Annotated in this window: 21 protein-coding genes; 8 read left to right on the forward strand and 13 right to left on the reverse strand. The window is 61.5% G+C overall.

The window, feature by feature from the left end; all coding sequences use genetic code 11:
- The first annotated feature begins 6 nt into the window (after positions 1-6).
- Positions 7-813 carry an adenosylcobinamide-GDP ribazoletransferase gene (gene cobS / locus RCAS_RS00930; RefSeq protein WP_011997712.1) on the forward strand — a complete coding sequence of 269 codons (807 nt, stop codon included), beginning with the start codon at positions 7-9 and terminating at the stop codon, positions 811-813.
- Between the two features lie 322 nt (positions 814-1,135).
- Here cobS and RCAS_RS00935 read toward each other — a convergent pair whose 3' ends face one another.
- A complete protein-coding gene (locus RCAS_RS00935; RefSeq protein ID WP_011997713.1) occupies positions 1,136-1,621 on the reverse strand; it encodes a DinB family protein in 486 nt (161 codons plus the stop codon).
- Between the two features lie 84 nt (positions 1,622-1,705).
- Between RCAS_RS00935 and RCAS_RS00940 the strand changes: the two genes are divergently transcribed.
- Complete coding sequence (locus RCAS_RS00940; RefSeq protein ID WP_011997714.1) at positions 1,706-2,473, forward strand: DUF5995 family protein; 768 nt, start codon at positions 1,706-1,708, stop codon at positions 2,471-2,473.
- A gap of 96 nt (positions 2,474-2,569) precedes the next feature.
- Here the strand turns inward: RCAS_RS00940 and RCAS_RS00945 are convergent, their stop codons facing one another.
- On the reverse strand, positions 2,570-3,016 hold the full coding sequence (locus RCAS_RS00945) for a hypothetical protein (protein ID WP_011997715.1): 447 nt from the start codon (positions 3,014-3,016) through the stop codon (positions 2,570-2,572).
- 97 nt (positions 3,017-3,113) lie between these two features.
- The gene (locus tag RCAS_RS00950) at positions 3,114-3,560 is read right to left on the reverse strand and encodes a DUF4395 domain-containing protein (protein ID WP_011997716.1); all 447 of its coding nucleotides are present in this window, start codon (positions 3,558-3,560) and stop codon (positions 3,114-3,116) included.
- Between the two features lie 381 nt (positions 3,561-3,941).
- Between RCAS_RS00950 and RCAS_RS00955 the strand changes: the two genes are divergently transcribed.
- From RCAS_RS00955 to RCAS_RS00980, 6 genes are all read left to right on the forward strand, one after another.
- Entirely contained in the window at positions 3,942-4,928 is a 987-nt protein-coding gene (locus RCAS_RS00955) for a lysylphosphatidylglycerol synthase transmembrane domain-containing protein (RefSeq protein WP_011997717.1), read from the forward strand.
- A complete protein-coding gene (locus RCAS_RS00960; protein ID WP_011997718.1) occupies positions 4,925-6,271 on the forward strand; it encodes an NAD(P)/FAD-dependent oxidoreductase in 1,347 nt (448 codons plus the stop codon). Before RCAS_RS00955 ends, RCAS_RS00960 begins: the two co-directional genes overlap by 4 nt.
- A 5-nt stretch (positions 6,272-6,276) precedes the next feature.
- Positions 6,277-6,615, forward strand: coding sequence for a hypothetical protein (locus tag RCAS_RS00965; protein ID WP_011997719.1), 339 nt, complete (start codon positions 6,277-6,279; stop codon positions 6,613-6,615).
- Between the two features lie 251 nt (positions 6,616-6,866).
- Positions 6,867-7,844: an NAD-dependent epimerase/dehydratase family protein gene (locus tag RCAS_RS00970; RefSeq protein ID WP_011997720.1), complete on the forward strand. Its 978-nt coding sequence runs from the start codon at positions 6,867-6,869 to the stop codon at positions 7,842-7,844.
- A gap of 5 nt (positions 7,845-7,849) precedes the next feature.
- Entirely contained in the window at positions 7,850-8,971 is a 1,122-nt protein-coding gene (locus RCAS_RS00975; RefSeq protein WP_011997721.1) for a glycoside hydrolase family 5 protein, read from the forward strand.
- Between the two features lie 637 nt (positions 8,972-9,608).
- On the forward strand, positions 9,609-9,941 hold the full coding sequence (locus RCAS_RS00980) for a Uma2 family endonuclease (protein ID WP_049768772.1): 333 nt from the start codon (positions 9,609-9,611) through the stop codon (positions 9,939-9,941).
- A 225-nt stretch (positions 9,942-10,166) separates the two neighbouring features.
- Here RCAS_RS00980 and RCAS_RS23090 read toward each other — a convergent pair whose 3' ends face one another.
- The 10 genes from RCAS_RS23090 to cas6 all read right to left on the reverse strand — a co-directional run bounded on the left by RCAS_RS23090 (position 10,167) and on the right by cas6 (position 20,393).
- Entirely contained in the window at positions 10,167-10,925 is a 759-nt protein-coding gene (locus RCAS_RS23090) for a S1 RNA-binding domain-containing protein (protein WP_198135980.1), read from the reverse strand.
- Between the two features lie 254 nt (positions 10,926-11,179).
- The gene (locus tag RCAS_RS00990; RefSeq protein ID WP_011997723.1) at positions 11,180-12,139 is read right to left on the reverse strand and encodes an RAMP superfamily CRISPR-associated protein; all 960 of its coding nucleotides are present in this window, start codon (positions 12,137-12,139) and stop codon (positions 11,180-11,182) included.
- Positions 12,136-12,612: a hypothetical protein gene (locus tag RCAS_RS00995; protein ID WP_011997724.1), complete on the reverse strand. Its 477-nt coding sequence runs from the start codon at positions 12,610-12,612 to the stop codon at positions 12,136-12,138. Before RCAS_RS00995 ends, RCAS_RS00990 begins: the two co-directional genes overlap by 4 nt.
- Complete coding sequence (locus RCAS_RS01000; RefSeq protein ID WP_011997725.1) at positions 12,609-13,676, reverse strand: RAMP superfamily CRISPR-associated protein; 1,068 nt, start codon at positions 13,674-13,676, stop codon at positions 12,609-12,611. The genes RCAS_RS00995 and RCAS_RS01000 overlap by 4 nt, the downstream gene beginning before the upstream one ends.
- On the reverse strand, positions 13,669-14,535 hold the full coding sequence (csx7, locus tag RCAS_RS01005) for a type III CRISPR-associated RAMP protein Csx7 (protein WP_011997726.1): 867 nt from the start codon (positions 14,533-14,535) through the stop codon (positions 13,669-13,671). The genes RCAS_RS01000 and csx7 overlap by 8 nt, the downstream gene beginning before the upstream one ends.
- A complete protein-coding gene (locus RCAS_RS01010) occupies positions 14,525-14,989 on the reverse strand; it encodes a hypothetical protein (protein ID WP_011997727.1) in 465 nt (154 codons plus the stop codon). Before RCAS_RS01010 ends, csx7 begins: the two co-directional genes overlap by 11 nt.
- Positions 14,970-16,145 carry a type III-D CRISPR-associated RAMP protein Csx10 gene (csx10, locus tag RCAS_RS01015; RefSeq protein WP_011997728.1) on the reverse strand — a complete coding sequence of 392 codons (1,176 nt, stop codon included), beginning with the start codon at positions 16,143-16,145 and terminating at the stop codon, positions 14,970-14,972. The genes RCAS_RS01010 and csx10 overlap by 20 nt, the downstream gene beginning before the upstream one ends.
- A complete protein-coding gene (locus tag RCAS_RS01020; RefSeq protein ID WP_011997729.1) occupies positions 16,145-16,789 on the reverse strand; it encodes an RAMP superfamily CRISPR-associated protein in 645 nt (214 codons plus the stop codon). Before RCAS_RS01020 ends, csx10 begins: the two co-directional genes overlap by 1 nt.
- Positions 16,770-18,953, reverse strand: coding sequence for a Cas10/Cmr2 second palm domain-containing protein (locus RCAS_RS01025; protein WP_011997730.1), 2,184 nt, complete (start codon positions 18,951-18,953; stop codon positions 16,770-16,772). The genes RCAS_RS01020 and RCAS_RS01025 overlap by 20 nt, the downstream gene beginning before the upstream one ends.
- A gap of 450 nt (positions 18,954-19,403) precedes the next feature.
- Positions 19,404-20,393, reverse strand: a complete 990-nt coding sequence (cas6, locus tag RCAS_RS01030) for a CRISPR system precrRNA processing endoribonuclease RAMP protein Cas6 (protein ID WP_011997731.1) — start codon at positions 20,391-20,393, stop codon at positions 19,404-19,406.
- Positions 20,394-20,939: the final 546 nt, after the last annotated feature.

The raw sequence follows: 20,939 nt of genomic DNA on the forward strand, positions 1-20,939 counted from the left end.
CATACGATGTCCTCTGAGCATACCACGTCGCAGCATGCGCCGCGCAACCGGTGGGGTCCGCTGTGGCCCATCGGCGAGGCGTTGCGCTTTCTGACGGTCATTCCCGTGCCAGGGCTGCCGCCGATGACGGCGGAGGCGATTCCGCGCGCCATTCCGTACTTTCCTGTCGCAGGGCTGGCACTGGGAGCGTTGCTGGTCGCCGTCGGTTGGATAGCGGGGGCGCTCTGGAACGAAACTGTGCGCGCAATTGCGCTGGTAGTCGTCTGGGGTATGCTGACGGCGGGGCTGCACCTCGATGGATTAAGCGATACCTTCGACGGCGTTATGAGCTGGCGATCGCGCGAACGCAAACTGGAAATCATGCGCGACAGCAGAATAGGGGTTATGGGGGCGCTGGCGCTGGCAGCAGTGCTGGGGTTGAAAGCGACGTTCCTGGCGACTGCCGGCGACGCCTGGATCGCGGCTGCGGCGCTTGCGCCGGTGTTGGGACGCTGGGCGGATGTCTATGGCATTGTGCGCTTTCCACCGGCGCGCGAAGGCGGTTTGGGACGCGCGTTCCAATCGCAACTGCGCCCTGGCGATTTCGTGATCGCCAGTGGCACGACGCTGATCCTGGCGCTGGCGCTGGGAGGCGCGCGCGGACTGGCGGCGCTGGCGATCGTCTGGCTGGTTACTCACCTGCTGGGACGCTGGTGGACGCGCGATCTCGGCGGGTTGACGGGCGACACCTATGGCGCGCTCTGTGAGATTGCCGAAGTCGTTGTGCTGGCGACGCTCACTGCGAGTATTCCGGTGCATCTGGTCGGGAGATAATGTCTCGAACCGGAACCAGCGTCTTTATGATCTCTCACAAAGGCGCAGAGACTTTCTCGATGCTCTTTTTGCCTTCGGCAGAAAGGCATGGTCACCCCGAGCGGAGCGAGGGGTCGTGCGCGTCCCGCTCCGATTCCGCGCTGCGCTCGGTTAGATTCCGCGCTGCGCTCGGAATGACAAGGAAGGCGGCATCTTCCATCGTCATTGGTGTTCTTTGATCAGACCAGGGTCCATAATCCCATCACAGCGCGCATGATCGCCAGTTCGCCAATTCGGAATGACAAGGAAGGCGGCATCTTCCATCGTCATTGGTGTTCTTTGATCAGACCAGGGTCCATAATCCCATCACAGCGCGCATGATCGCCAGTTCGCCAATGTGGTATGAATTGTGGGTGGCAATGATGTTGATCTCGCGCACGATTGAATGCCGATACTCGCCGCTGTTTGGCAAGGGCGCAAAGAGATCGACATCGGGATCGTTGATGATATTCACCAGTTGCTGTCGGTCAGCAAGGAACTGCTCGACAGTGCGGTTCCAACCCGCCGGATCGGTGGTCGCCGCTGGGTCGGGCCAGAGATCGTCGGGAAAACGGAGCCAGGTATAATGGTCGGACTGGATGTATTCCAGAATATCGCGCTGACAGATGCGCAGATGTTCCAACAGATGCCAGAAGGTGTAGGGGCAGTTTGGCAGGCGCGTGTTGATATGCGACTCAGGAAAAGCGGCGACTGCATCTTCGAAAATCATATGCGCCTGGCGCTCGATCAGCATGTTGGTCAACTGTTGGCGCAGTTCAGCGGTATCCATACACAACGTTCCTTTCAGTATCAACCCGATGGGGCTGTTCCGAATTGAACAGGCGTCTATCGGCCAGGGCGGAGGTTCCATGCAATGATACACCACGAGCTGCTCGAACGCATGCATAGCCGGGTGGACGCCTGGGATGCGACCGGCGACCGCCGCGCGATCTTTCTGGCGTGCTATGCGCTGATGACGAGCAACATGCTCGAAGGAGTCGAAGCGGGACGTTTCGACGACAATGCCTGGGTGCATACGCTGATGCATCAGTTTGCAGAATATTATTTCATCGCCCTGGAAGGGTATGACTGCGGCGCCGGCTGGCTACCCGAAGTCTGGCGGCAGGCGCACAACCTGACGCGCACCCCGAACGTGCCGCCGCTGGTCCATCTCCTCCTCGGCATCAATGCACATATCAACTGTGACCTGACTCTTGTGCTCGATGACCTGCTACGCGGCGTATGGGACGATCTGACGCCATTGTTGCGCGAATCGCGGCGCAATGATTATCTGATGGTGAATACGATCATCGGCGAAACGATCGATGTTGTGCAGGACACCGTGCTGGAACGCTACTCGCCAGCCATGAACATCATCGATGTCGCCTTTGGGTCGCTCGACGAGTGGGTCACTGCGCGCCTGATCCGCAACTGGCGACGCGATGTGTGGGACCGAGCGATGGTGTTGGTGCAGACGCACGACACGCAGATGCGTGAGGCATTGCGCCATCAGGCAGATCTTCAGGCGCTCCAGCGCATGCGCCTGGTTGTGACGGGAGGCGCGTTGGGAGCGCGATCCTTCGGTTTTTCGCAACGCTGGCTGCGGCGCCTGGGGTTGATGGCTGATACCAAGGACGATTGAAGATGCCGCATGCGTGTCATTCCGAGCGCAGCGCGGAATCTGCGCGGGTCGCGCACGACCCCGAGCAGGGCGAGGGGTGACCATGCCGGAGGAATATCACGTGGTAAGGGCATTGTGCCGGGTTTGCGGCGCCGCATGTGCAACGTTGCCAACCTGCCCGGCGAGGGTTGCAGCATCGGTGAAGCCAAGATTGACATAGCGCACTGCACCCGTCGCATCGAGCACAACCGTCGCCGGCGCGGTCAGGATGCCGAGGCGATCAACAAGGTACGGGTATTCTGGCGCTGCCAGGATGCGCACGGTAACTGCGTCCTCCAGCGCAGCAGCCAGGTGCGCCAGCGCCGGCGCCTGGCGGGTGCGGCACTCGACGCATCCAGGGGTCGAAAAGCCGATAACCGCCGGTTTCCCGGCTGGAATGATGCCGGCAAACGGCGTTTCGTGCGCCAGTGCGCGAACCTTCCAGGCGCGCCAGAGGCAAAGGCATCCCCATGCCAGCGCAACCGCCACAGCAATTGCGATGATGAGCAATAATCGATCAACCATTGGTTGCCACCCCTGGAAAGTTACGTGCCCAGCCCAATCCGCAGGAGTCCGTTTCAATCCATTCGTATCCGGGTCCTATCACATGCCCGATCCGTAATCAATGCGATGCGCGCAGGCGCTGAAGCTGGAAGAAGATGAAACAGCCGACGCAGAAGCCAAACAGCAGGTTGATTGCCGCCAGTACAACAACAAGCAGCGCTAGCGCCCACCCGACCGTCGTTGCACCCGCGAGAAGCGCGACACTCGCCAGGAACAGCACCGTTGCGCCCATCCCTTGCGCAAAACGGTGAGGCGCGGCATCTTCCTGGTGGATGTCGGGGCGCAGCACCCCGGCAGGGCGCAGCACATCGCGGTAGAGGCGTTGAAAGAGCGCCAGCGCAGGCGACACTGTGCCGAGCGCCATAACAATAGCGACAATGGCGACTAGCCAGGGCAGATCGACCACAAACGCAACCAGCAGCAGGGTGATGATCGCCGCCTGATTGACCCGCAGTGCGGTGCGGTCGAAGACAGGCGGCGATGGGTTCATCGATTCGGCAGACATGCTGAGTTCCTCATACAACCTTGCTCTTCTACTGTCTTAATCTTAGACAAGTTTATCTACTTTGTCAAGATCGTTAGAATCGTGTTGTCTAAGACCGATGCCGTGACACGTGGTTGCCACACCTCGCAGGAGCGCGGCGCTCCGCATTCATGCGATGCAGCGGCTTTACCGCCGCACCACAAAAGCAGACAAGAACCGCGCTACCGAAAGCGCAACGATCTCTCTCACGCAGATCGTCCATGCAGCGACTGCATCACTCCTGTAATTGACAGACCCGTATGCGCAGAGTATCATGCCTTCCTGACGCGGGGACGCCTGCCGCGGCATTGTTGCAGACACGTTATCGCGCGGCTGACCCGCGCTTGGAGAGAGGCTCTGTTGGTGCGCAATTGGAAGTTGTGGCTGGGGATCGTCGTTAGCGCCGTTTGCCTCTGGATTGCGCTTCGTGGACTCGACTTCCAGACCTTCTGGCAGGTCATGCGTCAGGCGAATTACTGGTGGCTCGTCCCCGGGGTCGGCGTCTATTTCCTGGCGGTTTGGGCGCGCACCTGGCGCTGGCATTATATGCTGCGCCACCTCGCACCGGTTCCGGTCTCACGCCTGTTTCCAATCGTGGTCATCGGCTACATGGGGAACAACGTCTACCCCGCGCGCGCGGGCGAAGTCCTCCGCTCGTATGTTCTGAAACGCAAAGAAAATGTCCCGATCAGTGCGTCGCTGGCGACTGTCGTACTCGAACGTCTCTTCGATGGTCTGGTGATGCTCCTGTTCGTCTTTGTGACGCTGCCATTCGCGCCGTTGCCGCCGGTTTACTCATCACTGGTCACTATTCTGAGCCTCCTGTTCCTGACAGCACTCGCAGCGTTTCTGGCGCTTGCCGCTCGTCCGACGCATATGAGCCGCGCGTATGCCTGGATTGTGGATCGGTTCGTTCCTGAACGCTTCCGCGCCACCGTTCATGGGCTGTTCGATCGCTTCGTGGAAGGGTTACAGTCGCTGCGCAGCCCGCGCGACCTGGCGCTGATCTTTATGTCGTCAACGCTCATCTGGTTGACCGAAACCGGCAAGTACTGGTTTGTCATGCACGCTTTCCCGTTCGAGACGTCGTTTCTGGTGTTGATGCTTATGACAGCGGTGGTGAATCTGTTCACCACACTCCCATCGACGCCGGGATACATCGGCACCTTCCACGTGCCGGGCATTGCGGTGCTGATGGCGTTCAACGTCGATCAGGCAGTGGCGACCAGTTATACGGTCGTGCTGCACGTGGCATTGTGGCTGCCGATCACGACGCTTGGCGCCTGGTATATGCTCGGTGAGCATCTGGGGTGGCGCGATTTTGGCAGGGCGACGGAGGCGGTTCGATGAAAGTCGCCATCATTGGCGCGGGTGTCGCCGGGTTGACCGCCGCCTACGACCTGGCGCGCAGCGGTCATAGCGTGATTGTCTACGAAGCGGCGCCGGTTGCCGGCGGGCTTGCGTCGGGGTTCCGCGATGAACGCTGGGAGTGGCCGCTCGAACGTTTCTATCATCACTTGTTCGAGAGCGACACTGCAATCCGGGCGCTGGTGCAGGAGATCGGATTTGCCGGCAACCTCTTCTTCCGGCGCCCGATCACGGCGCAGTGGTGGAACGGTCGCTCGTATGCGCTCGATGGCGTGCTACCGGTGCTGCGCTTCCCGGCGATTCCCTTGATCGACCGTCTGCGCTTTGGGCTGGCTGCCGTTTATCTGAAGTATGTCACAAATGACTGGCAGGCGCTCGAAAAGATGACGGCGGCGGAGTGGACGTTGCGCTGGTGTGGTCCGAACGTCTACCGCGAGATCTGGCGTCCGCTCCTGGAAGGCAAGTTCGGTCCTCATGCCGACGAGGTGAACATGGCATGGCTCTGGGCGCGGCTCAAGGCGCGTAGTTTCCGGTTGGGCTACTTTGTCGGCGGATTTCAGGCGTTCTGCGATGCGCTGCTCGAGCGGGTGCAATCTCTTGGCGCTGTGGTGCATCTCGGCGCTCCGGTGGCAGCATTGACGCAGCTGGACGATGATGTGTGGCAGGTGACGGGCAGCGGCGTCCTTGCCGGCGCGGCTGAGGATGTTGATGCGGTGATCGTGACCGGGTCTCCGGCGCTGCTGGCACGCCTGGCGCCGAACCTGCCAACCGATTATCTCAGCCATCTGCGAACCCTACGCTCCATGGGCGCAGTGGTGATGACGATTGCGCTGCGGCAGCGGTTGCTGACCGACGGCGCCTACTGGTTGATGCCGCCAAAACGTGAGTTCCCCTTCCTGGCGCTGGTCGAACACACGAATTTCATCGAACCGGCGCGCTATGGCGGCGATCACCTGATCTACTGCGGCGACTATCTCGATCCGGATCACGAGTATTTTCGTCTCACTCCCGATGAGTTGCTCCAACGCTTTCTCCCGGCGCTGGCGCGGGTCAATCCGCACTTCGAGCCGTCGTGGGTGCGGGCGTACTGGCTCCACCGCGAGCCTTACGCGCAGCCAATCGTGCCGATCAACCACGCGCGCAATATTCCGCCGCTGGCGACGCCGCTGCGTGGGCTGTTCTGGGCAAGTATGAGCCAGGTGTACCCCTGGGACCGCGGGACGAACTACGCTGTCGAACTGGGGCGACGTGTGGCGGCGGAGTGCCATCGGTACGCCGAGATGTTGCGGTTGCGCGGCGGCGGCGTGGCGCTGCGCGCCCGGTGATTCGTATGGCGGATGCGACAACAGCCTGGGTGACGGCAATCGGCGGTGCGCTCATGGCGGCGCTGGCGGCGCTGTTGCCCTGGTTTCGCCTGCGACTCGGCGGGAAGCCCTGGGATGAGGTTTTCAGCAATCCGCGACTGCGCCGGATCGCGCGCATTCAAGAGCGGTTGGCACAGGGGTCGCTAGGGGCGATGGGTGCAGGATTCCTCGTTTCCGGCGCCGGTGTGTTACTGAACCTTCCTCCCGTTCCGGCGCAACTTGTCGTCTCGATCTGCTACGGATTGGCGCTTGCCGGGTTGGTGGCGCAGGTGGCGCTTATCATTCGCTCGCGCCGGATTGAGTGAGGATGAAACGTCGGTGAACCGTTCGTTGCGCATCGTTCGTCGCTTTTCTTGCGCTGATCAGCGGCTTTCACCGTTTTTCGCCCTATGCGCTATAATAGCGCGCAATAATTGCTTGAAACAACAGGCACAGAGGTCCTCGTGATGCAGGCGCGCCGCCCGTGCTCCCGCAGGATGACCATCCTGCGCGTGCTGTCAGAATCCGACCAACATCGACGCGCTTCTTTGCACTGAATGTGAGACTCACAACGACTATGCACAACGAACGTTTCCTGATCACCGGCGCGCTGGGATGTATCGGCGCCTGGACGGTTCGTAACCTGGCGCGCGAAGGGACGCCGGTCGTTGTCTTCGACCTGGCGAACGATCCGCGCCGCCTGAAGCTGATTATGTCCAACGAGGAATTGGCGCAGGTGACGTTTGTGACCGGCGATATTACTGATCTGGAAGCACTCGAACGCGCGCTCGACGAGCATGCCATTACGCGCGTCATTCATCTGGCGGCGCTTCAGATACCGTTTGTGCGCGCCAATCCGCCGCTTGGCGCGCGCGTCAATGTCGTCGGTACGGTCAATGTGTTCGAGGCGGTGGCGCGTCGCCGCGACCGGATCGGCAGCGTGGTCTATGCTTCGTCGGCAGCGGTGTACGATGCAGTCGACGCCGGTGCGTCCGGCGTGGTTGCGCACGGCGCTATTGGGCATCCGACGACGCTGTATGGCGTGTTCAAGCAAGCCAACGAAGGCACGGCGCGCGTCTACTGGCAGGATGCGCGTGTACCGAGCATTGGTCTGCGCCCATACATCGTCTACGGTCCGGGGCGCGACCAGGGATTGACGTCGAGTCCGACGAAGGCGATGGTTGCGGCTGCGCTCGGCAAAGCGTACCACATTCCGTATGGCGGGCGCGCCGCCTACCAGTACGCCGATGATGTGGCGCGCACCTTCATCGCCTGCGCGCGCGCGCCGTTCGAGGGCGCCGAGATTTTCAACCTGCGCGGCAGTGTGGCGACGATGGGCGAGATAGTGGCAGCCATCGAGGCGGCGGCGCCGGAGACGCGTGGGTTGATTACCTTCGATGAGAAGCCGCTCCCCTTCCCGGAAGAATTCGACGCCACGCCACTCGAGCGGTTGATCGGCGCGTTGCCGTTTACGCCGTTGGAACAGGCGGTCGCCGAGACGATTGCACTGTTTCGCCAACGGATCGCAGAAGGCGTTATGCCCGACACGGTGTAGCGCCAATGAACCGCCGCACGTTCATCCAGTTTGCCGCTGCCGCCGCATCACTGAGTGTCGCCGGATGCTCAATACCGGGCGGCGTTCCCGCCAATCGATTGGCGCGCCTGGCGCGCGGCGTCAATATGAGCCACTGGTTTGCTCAGGCGCCCTTTTCCCGCGCCACGCTCCAATCGCGCCACACTGCCGACGAGTTTCGCGCGCTGCGTCGGGTTGGTCTGACCCACGTGCGCTTTCCGCTCGATCCGTATGTGCTCTTCAGTGAACGCAATCCGGCGCGCCTCGACCCCGACCGGTTGCCGTTGCTCGACGCGGCGCTCGATATGATCCTCCAGGCGGACCTGGCGGTAATTGTGGAATTGCACCCGGAAGATCGCTTTGTGGACCGGCTGGCGACTGATGACAGATTTGTCGATGCGGTCGTTCAATTCTGGCGCGCGCTGGCGATGCACCTCAGCGCACGCGATCCAGAGTGGGTGTTCCTGGAGGCGCTGAACGAGGCGCACTTCGACAACCCGCCGCGCTGGGAAGCGGTGCTGCGCCGTTTTCTGGCAGCGATGCGCGACGGCGCACCACGCCATACGCTGATCGCCAGTGGCGATGGGTGGGCCAGCATCGATGGGTTGGTGCAACTCACGCCGGTGGCGGATCGCAACGTGGTCTACAACTTCCACTTCTACGAACCGTTCGAGTTCACCCATCAGGGCGCAACGTGGGGGTATGAGATGTGGCGACACTACCGCGGCGTTCCCTACCCCGTCGATGCCGAACGGATTGCGGCAGCGCTGGCAATCATCGACAACCCGCGGGCGCGGGATGAGATCCGTTTCTATGGGCAGAGCGGCTGGGGCGCGACGCGCATTGGCATGCGCCTCGATCAGGCAGCGGCGTGGGGAGCGCAGCACAATGTGCCGCTGACCTGCAACGAATTCGGGGTCTACCGGCTGATCTCCACGCCTGCGGACCGTATCGCATGGCTGACCGACGTGCGCGCGGCGCTCGAACAGCGCCGGATCGGTTGGGCGATGTGGGACTACGCTGGCGGCTTCAGCCTGACGCGCGACGGCATGAATGACCGATCGCTCGACGATGCGACGCTGCGGGCGCTGGGGTTGTCGGCGCCTTGAGAAAGAACGCGGATTCGTTCATAAGATCTGGCTCAGCCACACCTCTGTGTGCGCACACCCTCGAATGTCAGAAGCGTGCGTACCATCCACGAAGGGCACGAAAGAGCACGAAGAGCGGAGCATACGCTCTATGCCGCTTTCCCTCGGCACGCTGCACAAAGATGGATTTTCCGGCATGCCTTTATGGCGCGTCTCCCATCTTGAGCTTTGGGACGGCAGCCCCGCACTGCTACCGAATGGTGCGTCATGGCGGCGTCGTGGGGTACCATATTCCTGATCTCTCCTGTTCAGGAGAGCGTATGACGGCAACCTCTCCTTTCCCGGCTGTCTCGTCGTTGCGCTACGCTCGGTTGACGCCGATTGGAACCACGAGCGCTGGACGACATTGCCGGACGACGGGAATCGCTACGAAGTGATTGATGGAGTGTTATTCGTGACGACAGCGCCCAGTTTTTTTATCAATGAGTCCGCTGCACAAAGGCTTAACCGCCAAGGACACGAAGCGCACGAAGGTGAATTGACGAGCATTTCCTTTGTGTCCCTTTGTGACCTTCGTGGTTGCTTTGTGCAGTGAAGTCATCAATGGATTGCGCTTCAGTTAATTGCGCAGATTGACCGACACGGGAAAGCATGGACGGTGTGGGCGCCGGTCGGCGTGCGGATGCCTGGCTGTGATCCCGCCCAGCCGGATATTGTCGTAGTGCGTCACGAGGACAGCCACATCATCCACGACCGCCGTATTAACGGCGTATCGGCGCTGATCGTCGAGGTGTTGTCGTCATCGAACCCTGAGACTGATAAAACCATCAAGCGCGCCGCGTATGCGCGTGCAGGCGTGCCGGAATACTGGATTGTGCGCCCTGCATCGCGTGCTGTCTACCAATTACCTGTGACCATCCGGCATGGTCACCCCGAGCAGCGCGAGGGGTCGTGCGCGACCCGCTCAGATTCCTCGCTGCGTTTACCCTGAGCGAAGCGAAGGGCTCGGAATGACCAGCACGCGGCATCTTCAATCGTCATTGGTAGTCATCCTCTCCACATCCTCCGACCCGGCCAGCGGCATCTTCCTGCACACCACGCTGGCACACTCACTTTGCCGACGCTCCCTTTCCGCGCACCCATCGCCGGTTACTTTGCCGATTCGCCGGATGATGAGACAGTATGATCGATGAGCGTCGGCGTCAGGTCATCGCGCCTATGAGCGCGCCTTCTTTTTCGGCGCCGGTTTCAACTCCAGGATGGTCCTGTTGCCCTTCTGTTGCACGGCAACCACTTCGACGCGGGCGGTATTGCCTGCCGAATACCGTGCGGTATTGCGATCCGGGATCGTTTCGGCGCGTATGACGCCAATCACGCGCTTCGGGTTAAAATTTTTCACCTTCACCGCGACAGCGTCTTCATCAACCTCCAGCACCTCGCCGGAAAAGACCTCTCCTGGCAGGGGAATACTCGCAGGCGGCGCGGGTGGTGCGGTCTGCGCTGCGGGCGGCGCGGGCGATGGAGCGGAAGGCGGGCGCGCAGCAGGCTGCGCCAGGGACGGGGATGGTCGGGCAGGCGCAGATTGCGTTGCGGAAGGCGGGCGCGACGGGGCGGGGGACGGAAGCGGGTCAGAGGAAGGGGTGGGAACATGAACAACATCAAGGGGTTGACGCTCCTCCTCTGGCACGGCATTGTAGTACCTGAGCAAACGGATTGCCCATGCCAGTATAAGCACCATGTTGGGCGGTGACAGGTTGCACAAATGCTGCTGGCTCGCTTCCAGCAGATGACTGTAGTACTTAATCGTCTGGTTCGAGCGGATAACGGCGCGACCGTTGTTGCCAATCGCCTGTAGATAGGCAAAATAGGCTTTGCTATCCTTTTGAGCGCGCAAATACGCCAGCGCCTTTTGCGCTTCGTTCGGGTCAACGCGCGCAGCGCACAGATCGAGCGCCATAGCTGATGCGCGTTCCATCAAGTCGTTTGTCATTCCGGTATTTCGCATAGTGCCCACTCCCAGGCATTATACCAATGACGCTTGACGATGCCGCATGCGTGTTATTCCGAGCGCAGCGAGGAATCTGCGCGGGTCGCACACGACCCCTCGCGCTGCGCGGGGTGACCATGCCGGATGTGCACAGGGAATTGGTATTATTGGACACCCGGCAGGCGCTGGCTTCGACAGGCTCAGCCAGCGTCGAACGCATGACAGGTCAAAAGGAACTGAATCTAATAACTCCGATCTGGACACTGGCGGTCGTCGCGTGGCCAGCGCAGGATGTCTGCCAGGCGACGCGCCTGATCCTCTAAGACCAACCGTTCGTTAAGCGCTGCTTGAAGCAATGCCGGAATGTCTCTCGCCTGCGGTGCAGGCATGTCGAAATCGGTGTACCACTGCTGCATTGATTCCGTGATCTCAACCTTTGGCTCGACCACCTCAATGGTCCCCAGACACGCCGGTTTTCCGCCTCCTAGCTTGGGATACCATCGCGGCTCGCCCAGCCCCAGGGCAATCAGGAGCAGACCAAGTTCACCCGGCGTCAGGTTCTCGAAATCCATCCGAAACGTCAACGTGCTACCGACCGAACACACTTCGAGCGGCAGGTCGCCAGATGCCGGTTTGCCGTGCATGTAGAACTTGCGACCTTTCAGGCTGCGGCTCTGGTCCAGATAGATCGGCGCCTCGGGGCGAGGACGAAACAGTTGCGGCGCGCCCCGGATTTCGGTCTGCCCGCCGGTGAGGACGGCATCCCCGAAGCGTACCTGTCCCTGATACCCCAGAGCGCCGAAGATCCGCTGTGCGACATCCAGGCATTCCGGTTTGTCTGACGGTTTGAGTTTGTGTGGGAGTTGACGCGCGCGCGTCACACTCACCGAAGAAGAAGAAATCGCTTCGACGATACTGCGAATGCATCCCTTAAGGGATGTTCCCGGGATGACCGGTGTGCCGTTGACGCGGAAATGCGCCTTGACCATCGGATAACGTTGATTGCTGGTTTGTTCGAGCAGACCAGAGGCGACATGCACTGGCGAACGTGCGATAAGTTGCGCGTGCAGCGCACCGTTCAGGTGCGTATAGCGATGATGTCCTTCGGGCGCGCGGCACTCGACTCGTGACGCCAACGGTACAAAATCATACGGTTTGGGCAGCGGTTGGGCGCCGCCACGGTTGCGCCGGTCGTTGCTCATCGTCGTTCCTCCTCTGCCAGCCCTGCCAACCGCACGAGTTGCAGCGCACCCAGCGGCGCGCGGTAGAGCACATACCTGATCGCCGGTTGCTTGTCGGTTTGCAGGATCATCGCCTTCGCCGGTCGCTCGATTTCCCACGGCGCGCCTTCGCAGGTGAGCGGGCAGGCGCCCGCGATAGAGAGTTCTGTTTCGCTCAGGATAAGCACATCGTAGGCGTCGTCGTCCAACCGTTTCCAGCGCACTTCGGCGCGCTCTGAAAAGGCATGCCCGAAATCGCCGCGGATATCGAGACGGTCGATGTCGCTCAGTTTCGTTATCGGGCGCAGGTTGGCTCGCCCATCTGCTGGCACAACATCCCACAACGCTGCGCCGCCGAAAGTCCAGCACGGGATTCCCACGTATTCACGGACCACACGGCGAACTTCGGCGCCGGTCGCTTCGCGTAGGCGGTACATATAGCCGACATTGTTCATAATCCGATCTCCCGTTTCCACGCAGGCATGCATGCCCGCCAGATCGCCTTGACCTGATCGGCGCCCTCGGCGTGTAGCCGCACCCCCATCGTTTCTTCCTCCTGAAAGCGCAGACCGTCCGGCAACGGTGCGGTGTCATCGACGGGGAAATCATAGGCGCGGTAGGCGTCGCCGCCGAATGCCCCGACGCCGCCGAAGTGACCGACAGGCAGGCGGATACCGCTGCCGATGAGCCGCAGCGCATTCCCTTCCAGCACACACGTCGGATACAGAATGTCCAGGCTGTCGAACGATGCCGTCACCCGCCCTAATCCGCGCGATTTGCCGAACCCCAATGCAACGCGCCCCTCCGCCAGGTCGCGCAGCGCCAGCCCCAGCAACCCCAATTGCGCCAGGGTGACGTTCTTAAAATCGATCCGCGTCGGAAACTCACCGAGCACGACGGTCTCGTAGTTGAACGGACCGACGGCAACCGAGCCGTACACCCGGTCAATGGCAACACCGTTCCGCTCTTCGGTGACGACGTTTTTGCCATAAGCATCGGCGAAGCGCACCCGCCCCGCCAGCGCTGTGCTGCCGAAGAGTTGCGCCACGAACGACGAGAGGCGATAGACGGCTGCGGTGCTCTTCAGTTTATCGCGCATCGCCTCAATTGCCCGACCCGAGTTGTAGCGCATATCATCGAGACCTTTGTATCGCGCGCCGTCGCCAAGCGGATTGTCAGCGAGAGGGATGAGTTGGGCATCTTCCGGTATCTTCTCTGCCTCATCGAACTGCTGGCGTCGCTCTTTTCGTTCCTTTTGCAGCGCGTCGCCGTCGAGGGTGCGGCAGATGCGCTCGCAATGAGCGCGGATCACCCCCTTGAGTGAGGGACCCGGCAGATAGATCGCGCCTGCTGCATACTGTGAACCGCTGCCGTCGGAGACGGCGTACTTCGTGCGCACAAACTGCATGTCGGGCAGGGTCGGGTCGCCGCCGCCAGTCTCACCCGCCTTAATGAGAATCGGACCGTCGGGGCGGATGGTCAGGCGCAGCGTCCCGTTCAGAAAGGTCGCTTTATGCATTGATCATCTCCTTCGCCTGCTCAGGTTGCTCCAGGGCTGAGCGGAACGCGGCAACCCATTCCCGCTCTTGATCGGCGCCGACTGCCTCGCCGCCGCCGTTGAGCCAGGCAATGACATCATCGACACCAGCCACGCCTTCGCGCACAGCCATGTAACGAATCTCCGGCGCTTCGCGTCCCTCACGCCCGACCAGTTGCACATACCCCAAACCGCGCGAGCGGAACCCGCCGATCTGTACGTCGCCGCGCTGCCATGGCTTGAGCGCCGCCAGCAGCATACCCAGTTGCCATGGCGCCGCATTCTCGACCACCAGATCAAAATGGAAGCGCGCGCCGGCAGGAACGACCTCGTAATCGTAGAGCAGCCCAGGTTCAGCCGTTTCGGTATCGCGGTTGATGCCGACGCCGTTGCGCGTTTCGAACTGACCAAACCAGAGCCTGGGGTCAACCTGTGCATCCTTGAAGAACACCCGCCCCGCGACCCACGGCGCGCCGAAGGTCAGGTCGATCAGAGTTGAGGCGCGCCAGATCGCTTTGCTCAGTTCCATATCATCATCGTGCTGCTCTTTCAACCGGCTGATCTCTCGGCGCATATGGGCTTCGATTTGTTCGAGGTCGAACGCCTGATCGGGCTGGACGGCGCGCACGAGGGACTCAACCTGCGCGCGCAGAGCGCCTTTGAGCGACGCGCCGGGGATGAAGGGTCGGTCGAAGGCATCGCGTAGCACCGGCAGGTCGTTGGCGATGATCTCAGTTGCCCGCCCCGCGCCGATGCGCAGCGCCGTGAGCGCCAGCAGGTCACCGCGCACCGTCAGGCGATTGTGCAGTGCGGCGAAGGAATAGATCGGTTCACGCGACACTGACGACCTCCTTTAGATGATCGAAACCGTTCGCCTTTTTGGCGTACACAAAGGCGCGATTGATGTATCCAAGATAGAGTTGCATCAGGCGCACCTGGATGCGCGGCTTGAGCGCATCGGCGTCGGCGATGCTCATGTGTTTCAAAGAATCAACGACTTTTTCGGTCTCATCGCGTCCCAGTTTGCCAAGATCGCTGATGACGTGATGCCCGAAGTCTTTCCAGTTGGCACTGTCACGCCCGATCTGATAGCGGATAAACCCGGCAGTCACCTCAACCGAGCCAGACTCCATCGCGGCGTCGAGCAGATTACGCAACTGGTTCTCTTCCATCTTCGCGTTGCGCAACTTCAGCACTGCCAGGTTTGCGCGCCGCACCAGTTTGTCGAGTTGCGCGCCAATCGCCTGGTCGAGCGCCAGTTCGCGGCGCAGTTCATCACTGCCCTGCTGATCCATTCTCTTCCTCCCAATCGATCAAATGAAAGTCATCGCAGATGCGCACTTGCCCGAACCCCTCCTGGCGACGCTCGCCGATGCCGTCGCGTTCAAGGCGTTCCAGAACGGCGTAATCATCGTCGGTCAGCGAGCGCTGCGCCTCGAACACGTACAGGCTGCCGAAGCGCACGGCAATGTGTGACGTTTTGGGGCGCTGCCAGAGAGCGTGCCATCCTGCTACGATCCGCGTTGTCGTAAACGAGCGCACGAGCCGCGCCTCGATGCCGGTGGCGTCGCGCAGCATATCGGCGCTCAGTTCCTGGGTTGGCAGCCAGCCATCGCGCAACAGAATGGCATCGGAAACCAGGTTGACGGTGAACATCTGACCGGAAAGACGCCACGTTGCGCCGCCGAGATTCTGGTAGCGCTCAATCTGCCGGATGAATCGCCTGGTCAGCGCTTCCACGCGCTCGCGGATGCTGCGCTCAGCCGGAAGATCGCGCAGTGTTATCCGCACCCCGCCAATGCCGGTTGTCTGGCGCGCGCCAAGGCGATCAATCCGCTGTGTGACAAGGTCCGTTATCTGATGCCAGACAGCGGCGTCATCGAGATCGATCATCGCCAGGCTGCCGATGAAACGCGTTGGCGTGTCTGTTTCCAGCGTTGTCTCGTTGATGGCGAAAAAGGAATAGAGCAGGCTATCTTCTGCCGTGCCGCGCCTCCGGTTAATGGCCACGCGCGTGTGGATGCGCTGCGTGACGTTGCGAAACTCCGGTTTCCCATCCGTGATGGTGTAGAACTTCTGACCAGCCGCTTCCCAGGGACGCCCCTCGGCATCAGTTGGCGCGTACACCAGTGCGGGCGGGGTCTGTTGTTCCCAGCACACCCGCGGCACCAGCGAGTCGCGGAGGCGACTCTCGCCCTTTGGCGTGATGGCGGTTGCCGGCAACGGGCGCACCCATGCATCGCCTTCGTGCATCGGGTAGGCATTGCGGCAGCGCAGCCGCCGCAGGAGCGCCGGATCGAAGCGCCCACTCCGATCCAACGCGCCGCCGAGCGCGCCAAACAGCGCCGCACCAGGCACAAATGGCAGGCTTTGGCGGAACTGCGCACCTGGCTTGCTCTCCGGAAAGGCGAGCGGCTCACGCGCCTCGACTATCAGCACCGTCTCGTGCATTACGCTCCTCCCCCGCGCACCAGATCGCGCAACGCCTTGGCGAGAACGGCATCGTCCTGTACCTGACCGGCCACTGTCACCTGCACTCTTGTTGTCGCCCATCCCAGTCCACGCGACTTCGCGCTGCCCCAGCGATCAACAACGCGCAATGCAGCCCAGAGCAGCGCGACATGACCGAGGTCAGGAAGCGTGCCAACAATCGCCGGTCGAGCGGTGAAGCGCATCCCGCGCAGCGCTGTTTCCTGAAACAACAGGCGCTCATCCTCCGCCGTGCCGCGCCGCCGGTTGAGCGCCACGCTGGGGCGGATCTGACTCAACCATTGCGGTACGGTCTGCGCCTTTCCGACATCAGCGATCAGACTGGCGAAGTGAAGCGGCGCTCGTTGCTGCGGCGAACCGAACACGCGCCGTATGATGGTATCGGTCTCGTCGCCGAAACTCTGCGGCACGCCGAGTCCAAGCGTGGATGCAATGGCTTCAGCGGCGTGGCGCGTGCGCCCTTTGACCTGCGAGCCAGGGATAAGCGGACGCCCCCGGCTATCGCGCACGATCACTTTGTCGGCAAGCGTTCCGGCACTGCCGCCTGCGCCGACGCTCACGGGAGTGTCGCTCAGAACTTCGAGATCAAACTGTACGTTGACCATCCTCACCCTCCGGCAAAGAGACCATATCGTAGATTTCGGCGAGATCGGACCAGATGGTTTCGTGTCCTCCTGCGGCACGCAACAGCCACGGATGCGTCGCCGGACGACGCAACGCAGCGTCCGCCTGGCGCCATGCCTGTTCGATGTGTTCGATCAGCATGGTGTTGGCGTCCTTCTGCCGCACACGGGTATAGAGGTATTCCAGAGAACTGGTCATGACCCCTGGCGTTGTTTCCATGACGCGCCGCAGACGGTAGAGTTGCGAGCGCGGGAAGCGGCTGCGCTTGAGTGCGCGGGCGGTTTCCAGCAAACCGGCAAACTCGTGCCAGGTGTAGGGACGAGCGGTGAGACGCCGATCGCTCTCATCATGCAGCGCCGCTTTGCGGAACGTTTCGACCGTGTCGGCGACCATGGTGACCGATTTCAGCACCATAAAATCGACAGCGCCGCCGTAGTAGCGTTGTCCGGTCAAGGAGCGCGCCAGTTTCTTGGCGCGTTTGAGCAATTCCTCCACCAGATCACGCAGGAAGAAGATCGGCGCCGACTCCTGTGCAACGACCACGCCTGCCGAAAGCCCCACCGACGGCGTGTACGGCTCGCGCGTGACCAGCGTTTCGCGGATGTAGCGCGTGTGAATGGCATTCGACGCACAGGCGTCGGATGGCGCAGGGAGGTTCTGCGCCAGGGAGCGTTCAAACTCACTCGCAATCGCCAGCGCCACGTCGAAGGCGCGACTGCCGGGGACAATGAGGAGCAGATCGTCACCGCCAATAGTCAGAATCTCGAAGGGATGCACAACCGCACGCTGCCGCTTGCGTCGCACCTCAGCCGGTCGCAGACACTGCGCTAGCGCTTTGAAGACTGCATCGGTTGCGGCTGTGCTCAGATGCGCAGAAGTCTGGTGCAAGTCGTCGGGGGTCGACAGGGTGGCGATTAACCGCCCGACGTTGTTCCCGTCAGCGTAGATGATGCCGATGTAGCGATCTGGTCGGGAAGCGGCGCCGATCTCATTCAGGTCGCGCGGCGGCGTCACATTCGGCTGCTGATCCATGGCGCAACGGTAAGGCGTAGCGGCGCCTTCCTTAGCCAGAAACGCTTCCCACCGTGTTTCCCACGAGCGATTGCGCAGGTCGTCAGGTGCGCGCCAGGCGAACGTTGACGTGTACCAGCGCGTCTGATCGTCGTCGTCGCGCTTGATCAGTTGCCCGACATACCGTTTGCGCGCCGAAGGTTCGCTGTAGGCGCGTGTTTCATCGGCGACTGTCCCGCGCCATTCGGCGGGGCGCACATCGCTGCTGGCGCACCGTTCCGCCCATGGCGTCATCGGGTAGAGCGGTAGAACGCGCGGCGCGCCAGCGTAAGCGCGCTCGTCGCGGCGCCGGTTGAACATAGTCGCCAGGATCGTCACCAGTTCGCCGAATTGCTTGCGGTTCAGAAAGCGACGCACGGCGCTTATGTCATCAACTGTGAGCGCGCGCCCCGGAACGGCAGTACGGATCGCGTCATCACTCAGATTCGCTGCGGCGCTGCCCGGCAACGGCGCGTAGTAGTACGCTTCGAGTTCCGGTCGCAGGTGCAGGTTCTGCCATCGATCCAGAAAGGCGTCTGCCCAAAAGTCGAGCGGTCGACGTCCGTAGCGCAGTTCGAGGAGCGAAAAGGTTGCGGCGACGGCGACGCTATTGGCGGTGAGGGTCTGGCGGGTAAACGCCTGTTCAATGCGACCGGCGAGTTCCGCACCTTTCGCAACTGGCGCGAAGGCGAGAAGACTACCCCCGCCAGCATAGATAATGCACGATTCTCCGAGACTCTCACCGAGCGTCTCACGCCAGATCGCAGAAAGATGATGATCATTCACCCACTCGAGCAGCGCACTGGCGCCGCGAATTTCGGGCAACGCCGGCGACTCGAAGACGTATCCCTTGATCTTCGTTGCGCCGCCGTAGACCAGCGCCACTCGCTGCGCTTCCTCCGGCAAACCGGCGTCGTGCAGTCGCGTCGTCACCGTCGTGTGCAATTCCTCGAGCATGGCTTTGGACGGCGCGACCGGCGCGTTGTCCAAAGCCGAACGCACTACGTCTTCCACTGAACGGGCGTCGATACCCGTTCCATACACCAGGCACGCTGCAATCGCGCGAGTAAAGGTGAAACGATCTGCGTTCATCATTGTTTTTGCAGTCTGGTTTCTCCGGGCAAACGTCTCAGATCAGGAAAAGACCTTACGTTGAGGCATATTTCAAAACCGACAATTTCAGTATAACCACCACCCCCGTCACAAATGCAACAACGCTCTATCCCCGCAGACGGACAGGCGCCCCTGATCGCTATACTGCACATTCGCGCGCCAACTGCTACGGAAACGTTGTGGATCGCACCGGAACGCCCGACCCTGCGCCAGACGGCGAACCGCCTCTGATCGCCGGCGCATCTGCCCGATGGTGTGTCAGGGTAAACGAGACGCGCTGAGCTGCCGACCGATCCTTCGTGTTCCTTTGCGTCCTTCGTGGATAGTTCACGTTTTTTCACATGCTTCGTGGAACCGCGCCCGCGCCCGGCATGGGCGGCGGGTCTGGCGGGATCACGTAACACGCAACGTTCGATACCGACCTTCCCGCCTTCACCCTTCCAGATTCATCATCTGCACGTTGCCATGCCCGAAGGTGCAGGACTTCCCGATATGCACCAGACTGCCAAGCGCCAGCAGCCAGCGCAGATCGATGCCGACGCCTCGCAGCATCGCCGTGCCGACGATCCCGCCCTGCGGCATCGTCTGGCGCTGGCGCGTAGAGGTGCGCTGGACATCGACCCATCGCGTCTGCACCTGTTCGACAGTAACGGCGCGCGCTGCATTGATCAGCCGCTCATAATCGACCTGCCACCGTCCATTGCCATGGAAGGTCGCCAGCGCATCGATCCGCCAGCATGCCGCGCGGACCAGCGCGGGCAGGTCGAACGTGCGCAACACCTCTCCGCGTTCACGAATGCGGAGCGGCGTGAGCAGGACCAGACTCAAATCTTTCGGGAGTGTTTGTGCATATGCAGAGACTGCTGCCGCATCAATGAACGGCAGGCTCTCCGCGCTTTGAAGCACCTGACCATCCTGGTAGATAACCACTCCGGTCGGTTGCCAGGGGCGCAACGCTTCGACCCGTTCCAGTCGGAAGGGAGCATGATCGCGCCCTAACCCCATCGCACCCAGGCGCTCGAAACTGAACAGGAAGTAGGGCAGATACTCCACGCCCCGTCCGATCAGCGTCAAGCCAAATTCCAGCGCATCCCCCGCCACGTAGCGCGTGCGCGTATCGCCCGGCGCCACAATGACGAAGGGGCGCGGCACATCGCGCAGGTCGTGCAGGTGCGCGACATCGGACGGGTGTGGCGTCTCGAAGACCCAGCGGTATGGGCAGAATGGGGTAATGGTGCATTCATGCGACCGCCCCCAACATGCCTGGAGGCAGGAGGCGCGCTGAAATGCATAGCCGAAGCCGCCGCGCAGCATAGCGCCCTTATACGCGGGCAGAAAGGCGTCGATGAGCAGGCGAATCGTCAGACGAAGACGCAGGATCGGGAGATCGGGAAGAGCAAGACCAGCGCTCTCTGTAGACATAAAACAATGACCCATCTAAACCAGGCGCACCAGGATCCTCGAGAGAGACTTGCAACTTATACCAATTCCCTGTGACCATCCGGCATGGTCACCCCGAGCAGCGCGAGGGGTCGTGCGCGACCCGCGCAGATTCCGCGCTGAGTTTACCCTGAGCGAAGCGAAGGGCTCGGAATGACAAGCATGTGGCATCGTCAATCGTCATTGGTATTACAAGATGGCTGAGTAAGGATGGAACAATGTCTTCGATTGCATGATGGAGGAAAAAGCAACAGTTTGTCAATACCACGGCGCAGCAACGTATGCCCGCGCACGATCAAACAAGGGCGGGACTGAGACCCCGCTCACGAGGAGCGTTTACCACGTCGCAGTCAATCAGACACGATGTTCGCACGTTCGCTCAGCAGCCACAGCGGGGCTTGCACTTGCTTAGCGCGGGCGGCGCGCCTACACACCCCGCACGCAGCAACGCGGGCGGCGCGCCCGCACACGTCGTGGCGGATGTCCGTCGCCTCCTCTGCCAGACGGCGCCATCCCGTCGGCTTTTTT

It is taken from the genome of Roseiflexus castenholzii DSM 13941, from assembly GCF_000017805.1.
GTDB classification, from domain to species: Bacteria; Chloroflexota; Chloroflexia; order Chloroflexales; family Roseiflexaceae; genus Roseiflexus; species Roseiflexus castenholzii.

What these genes read in the sequence shown, in the direction of transcription:
- RCAS_RS00965 (WP_011997719.1), top strand. Translation starts at nt 6,277, where the DNA reads ATGGCGGATGCGACAACAGCCTGGGTGACGGCAATCGGCGGTGCGCTC.
- RCAS_RS01020 (WP_011997729.1), bottom strand. Translation starts at nt 16,789, where the DNA reads ATGGTCAACGTACAGTTTGATCTCGAAGTTCTGAGCGACACTCCCGTG.
- cobS (WP_011997712.1), top strand. Translation starts at nt 7, where the DNA reads ATGTCCTCTGAGCATACCACGTCGCAGCATGCGCCGCGCAACCGGTGG.
- cas6 (WP_011997731.1), bottom strand. Translation starts at nt 20,393, where the DNA reads ATGTCTACAGAGAGCGCTGGTCTTGCTCTTCCCGATCTCCCGATCCTG.
- RCAS_RS00975 (WP_011997721.1), top strand. Translation starts at nt 7,850, where the DNA reads ATGAACCGCCGCACGTTCATCCAGTTTGCCGCTGCCGCCGCATCACTG.
- RCAS_RS00960 (WP_011997718.1), top strand. Translation starts at nt 4,925, where the DNA reads ATGAAAGTCGCCATCATTGGCGCGGGTGTCGCCGGGTTGACCGCCGCC.
- RCAS_RS23090 (WP_198135980.1), bottom strand. Translation starts at nt 10,925, where the DNA reads ATGGAACGCGCATCAGCTATGGCGCTCGATCTGTGCGCTGCGCGCGTT.
- RCAS_RS00940 (WP_011997714.1), top strand. Translation starts at nt 1,706, where the DNA reads ATGATACACCACGAGCTGCTCGAACGCATGCATAGCCGGGTGGACGCC.
- RCAS_RS00945 (WP_011997715.1), bottom strand. Translation starts at nt 3,016, where the DNA reads ATGGTTGATCGATTATTGCTCATCATCGCAATTGCTGTGGCGGTTGCG.
- RCAS_RS01010 (WP_011997727.1), bottom strand. Translation starts at nt 14,989, where the DNA reads ATGGATCAGCAGGGCAGTGATGAACTGCGCCGCGAACTGGCGCTCGAC.
- csx10 (WP_011997728.1), bottom strand. Translation starts at nt 16,145, where the DNA reads ATGCACGAGACGGTGCTGATAGTCGAGGCGCGTGAGCCGCTCGCCTTT.
- RCAS_RS00970 (WP_011997720.1), top strand. Translation starts at nt 6,867, where the DNA reads ATGCACAACGAACGTTTCCTGATCACCGGCGCGCTGGGATGTATCGGC.
- RCAS_RS00995 (WP_011997724.1), bottom strand. Translation starts at nt 12,612, where the DNA reads ATGAACAATGTCGGCTATATGTACCGCCTACGCGAAGCGACCGGCGCC.
- RCAS_RS00935 (WP_011997713.1), bottom strand. Translation starts at nt 1,621, where the DNA reads ATGGATACCGCTGAACTGCGCCAACAGTTGACCAACATGCTGATCGAG.
- RCAS_RS00950 (WP_011997716.1), bottom strand. Translation starts at nt 3,560, where the DNA reads ATGTCTGCCGAATCGATGAACCCATCGCCGCCTGTCTTCGACCGCACC.
- RCAS_RS00990 (WP_011997723.1), bottom strand. Translation starts at nt 12,139, where the DNA reads ATGAGCAACGACCGGCGCAACCGTGGCGGCGCCCAACCGCTGCCCAAA.
- RCAS_RS01000 (WP_011997725.1), bottom strand. Translation starts at nt 13,676, where the DNA reads ATGCATAAAGCGACCTTTCTGAACGGGACGCTGCGCCTGACCATCCGC.
- RCAS_RS01025 (WP_011997730.1), bottom strand. Translation starts at nt 18,953, where the DNA reads ATGATGAACGCAGATCGTTTCACCTTTACTCGCGCGATTGCAGCGTGC.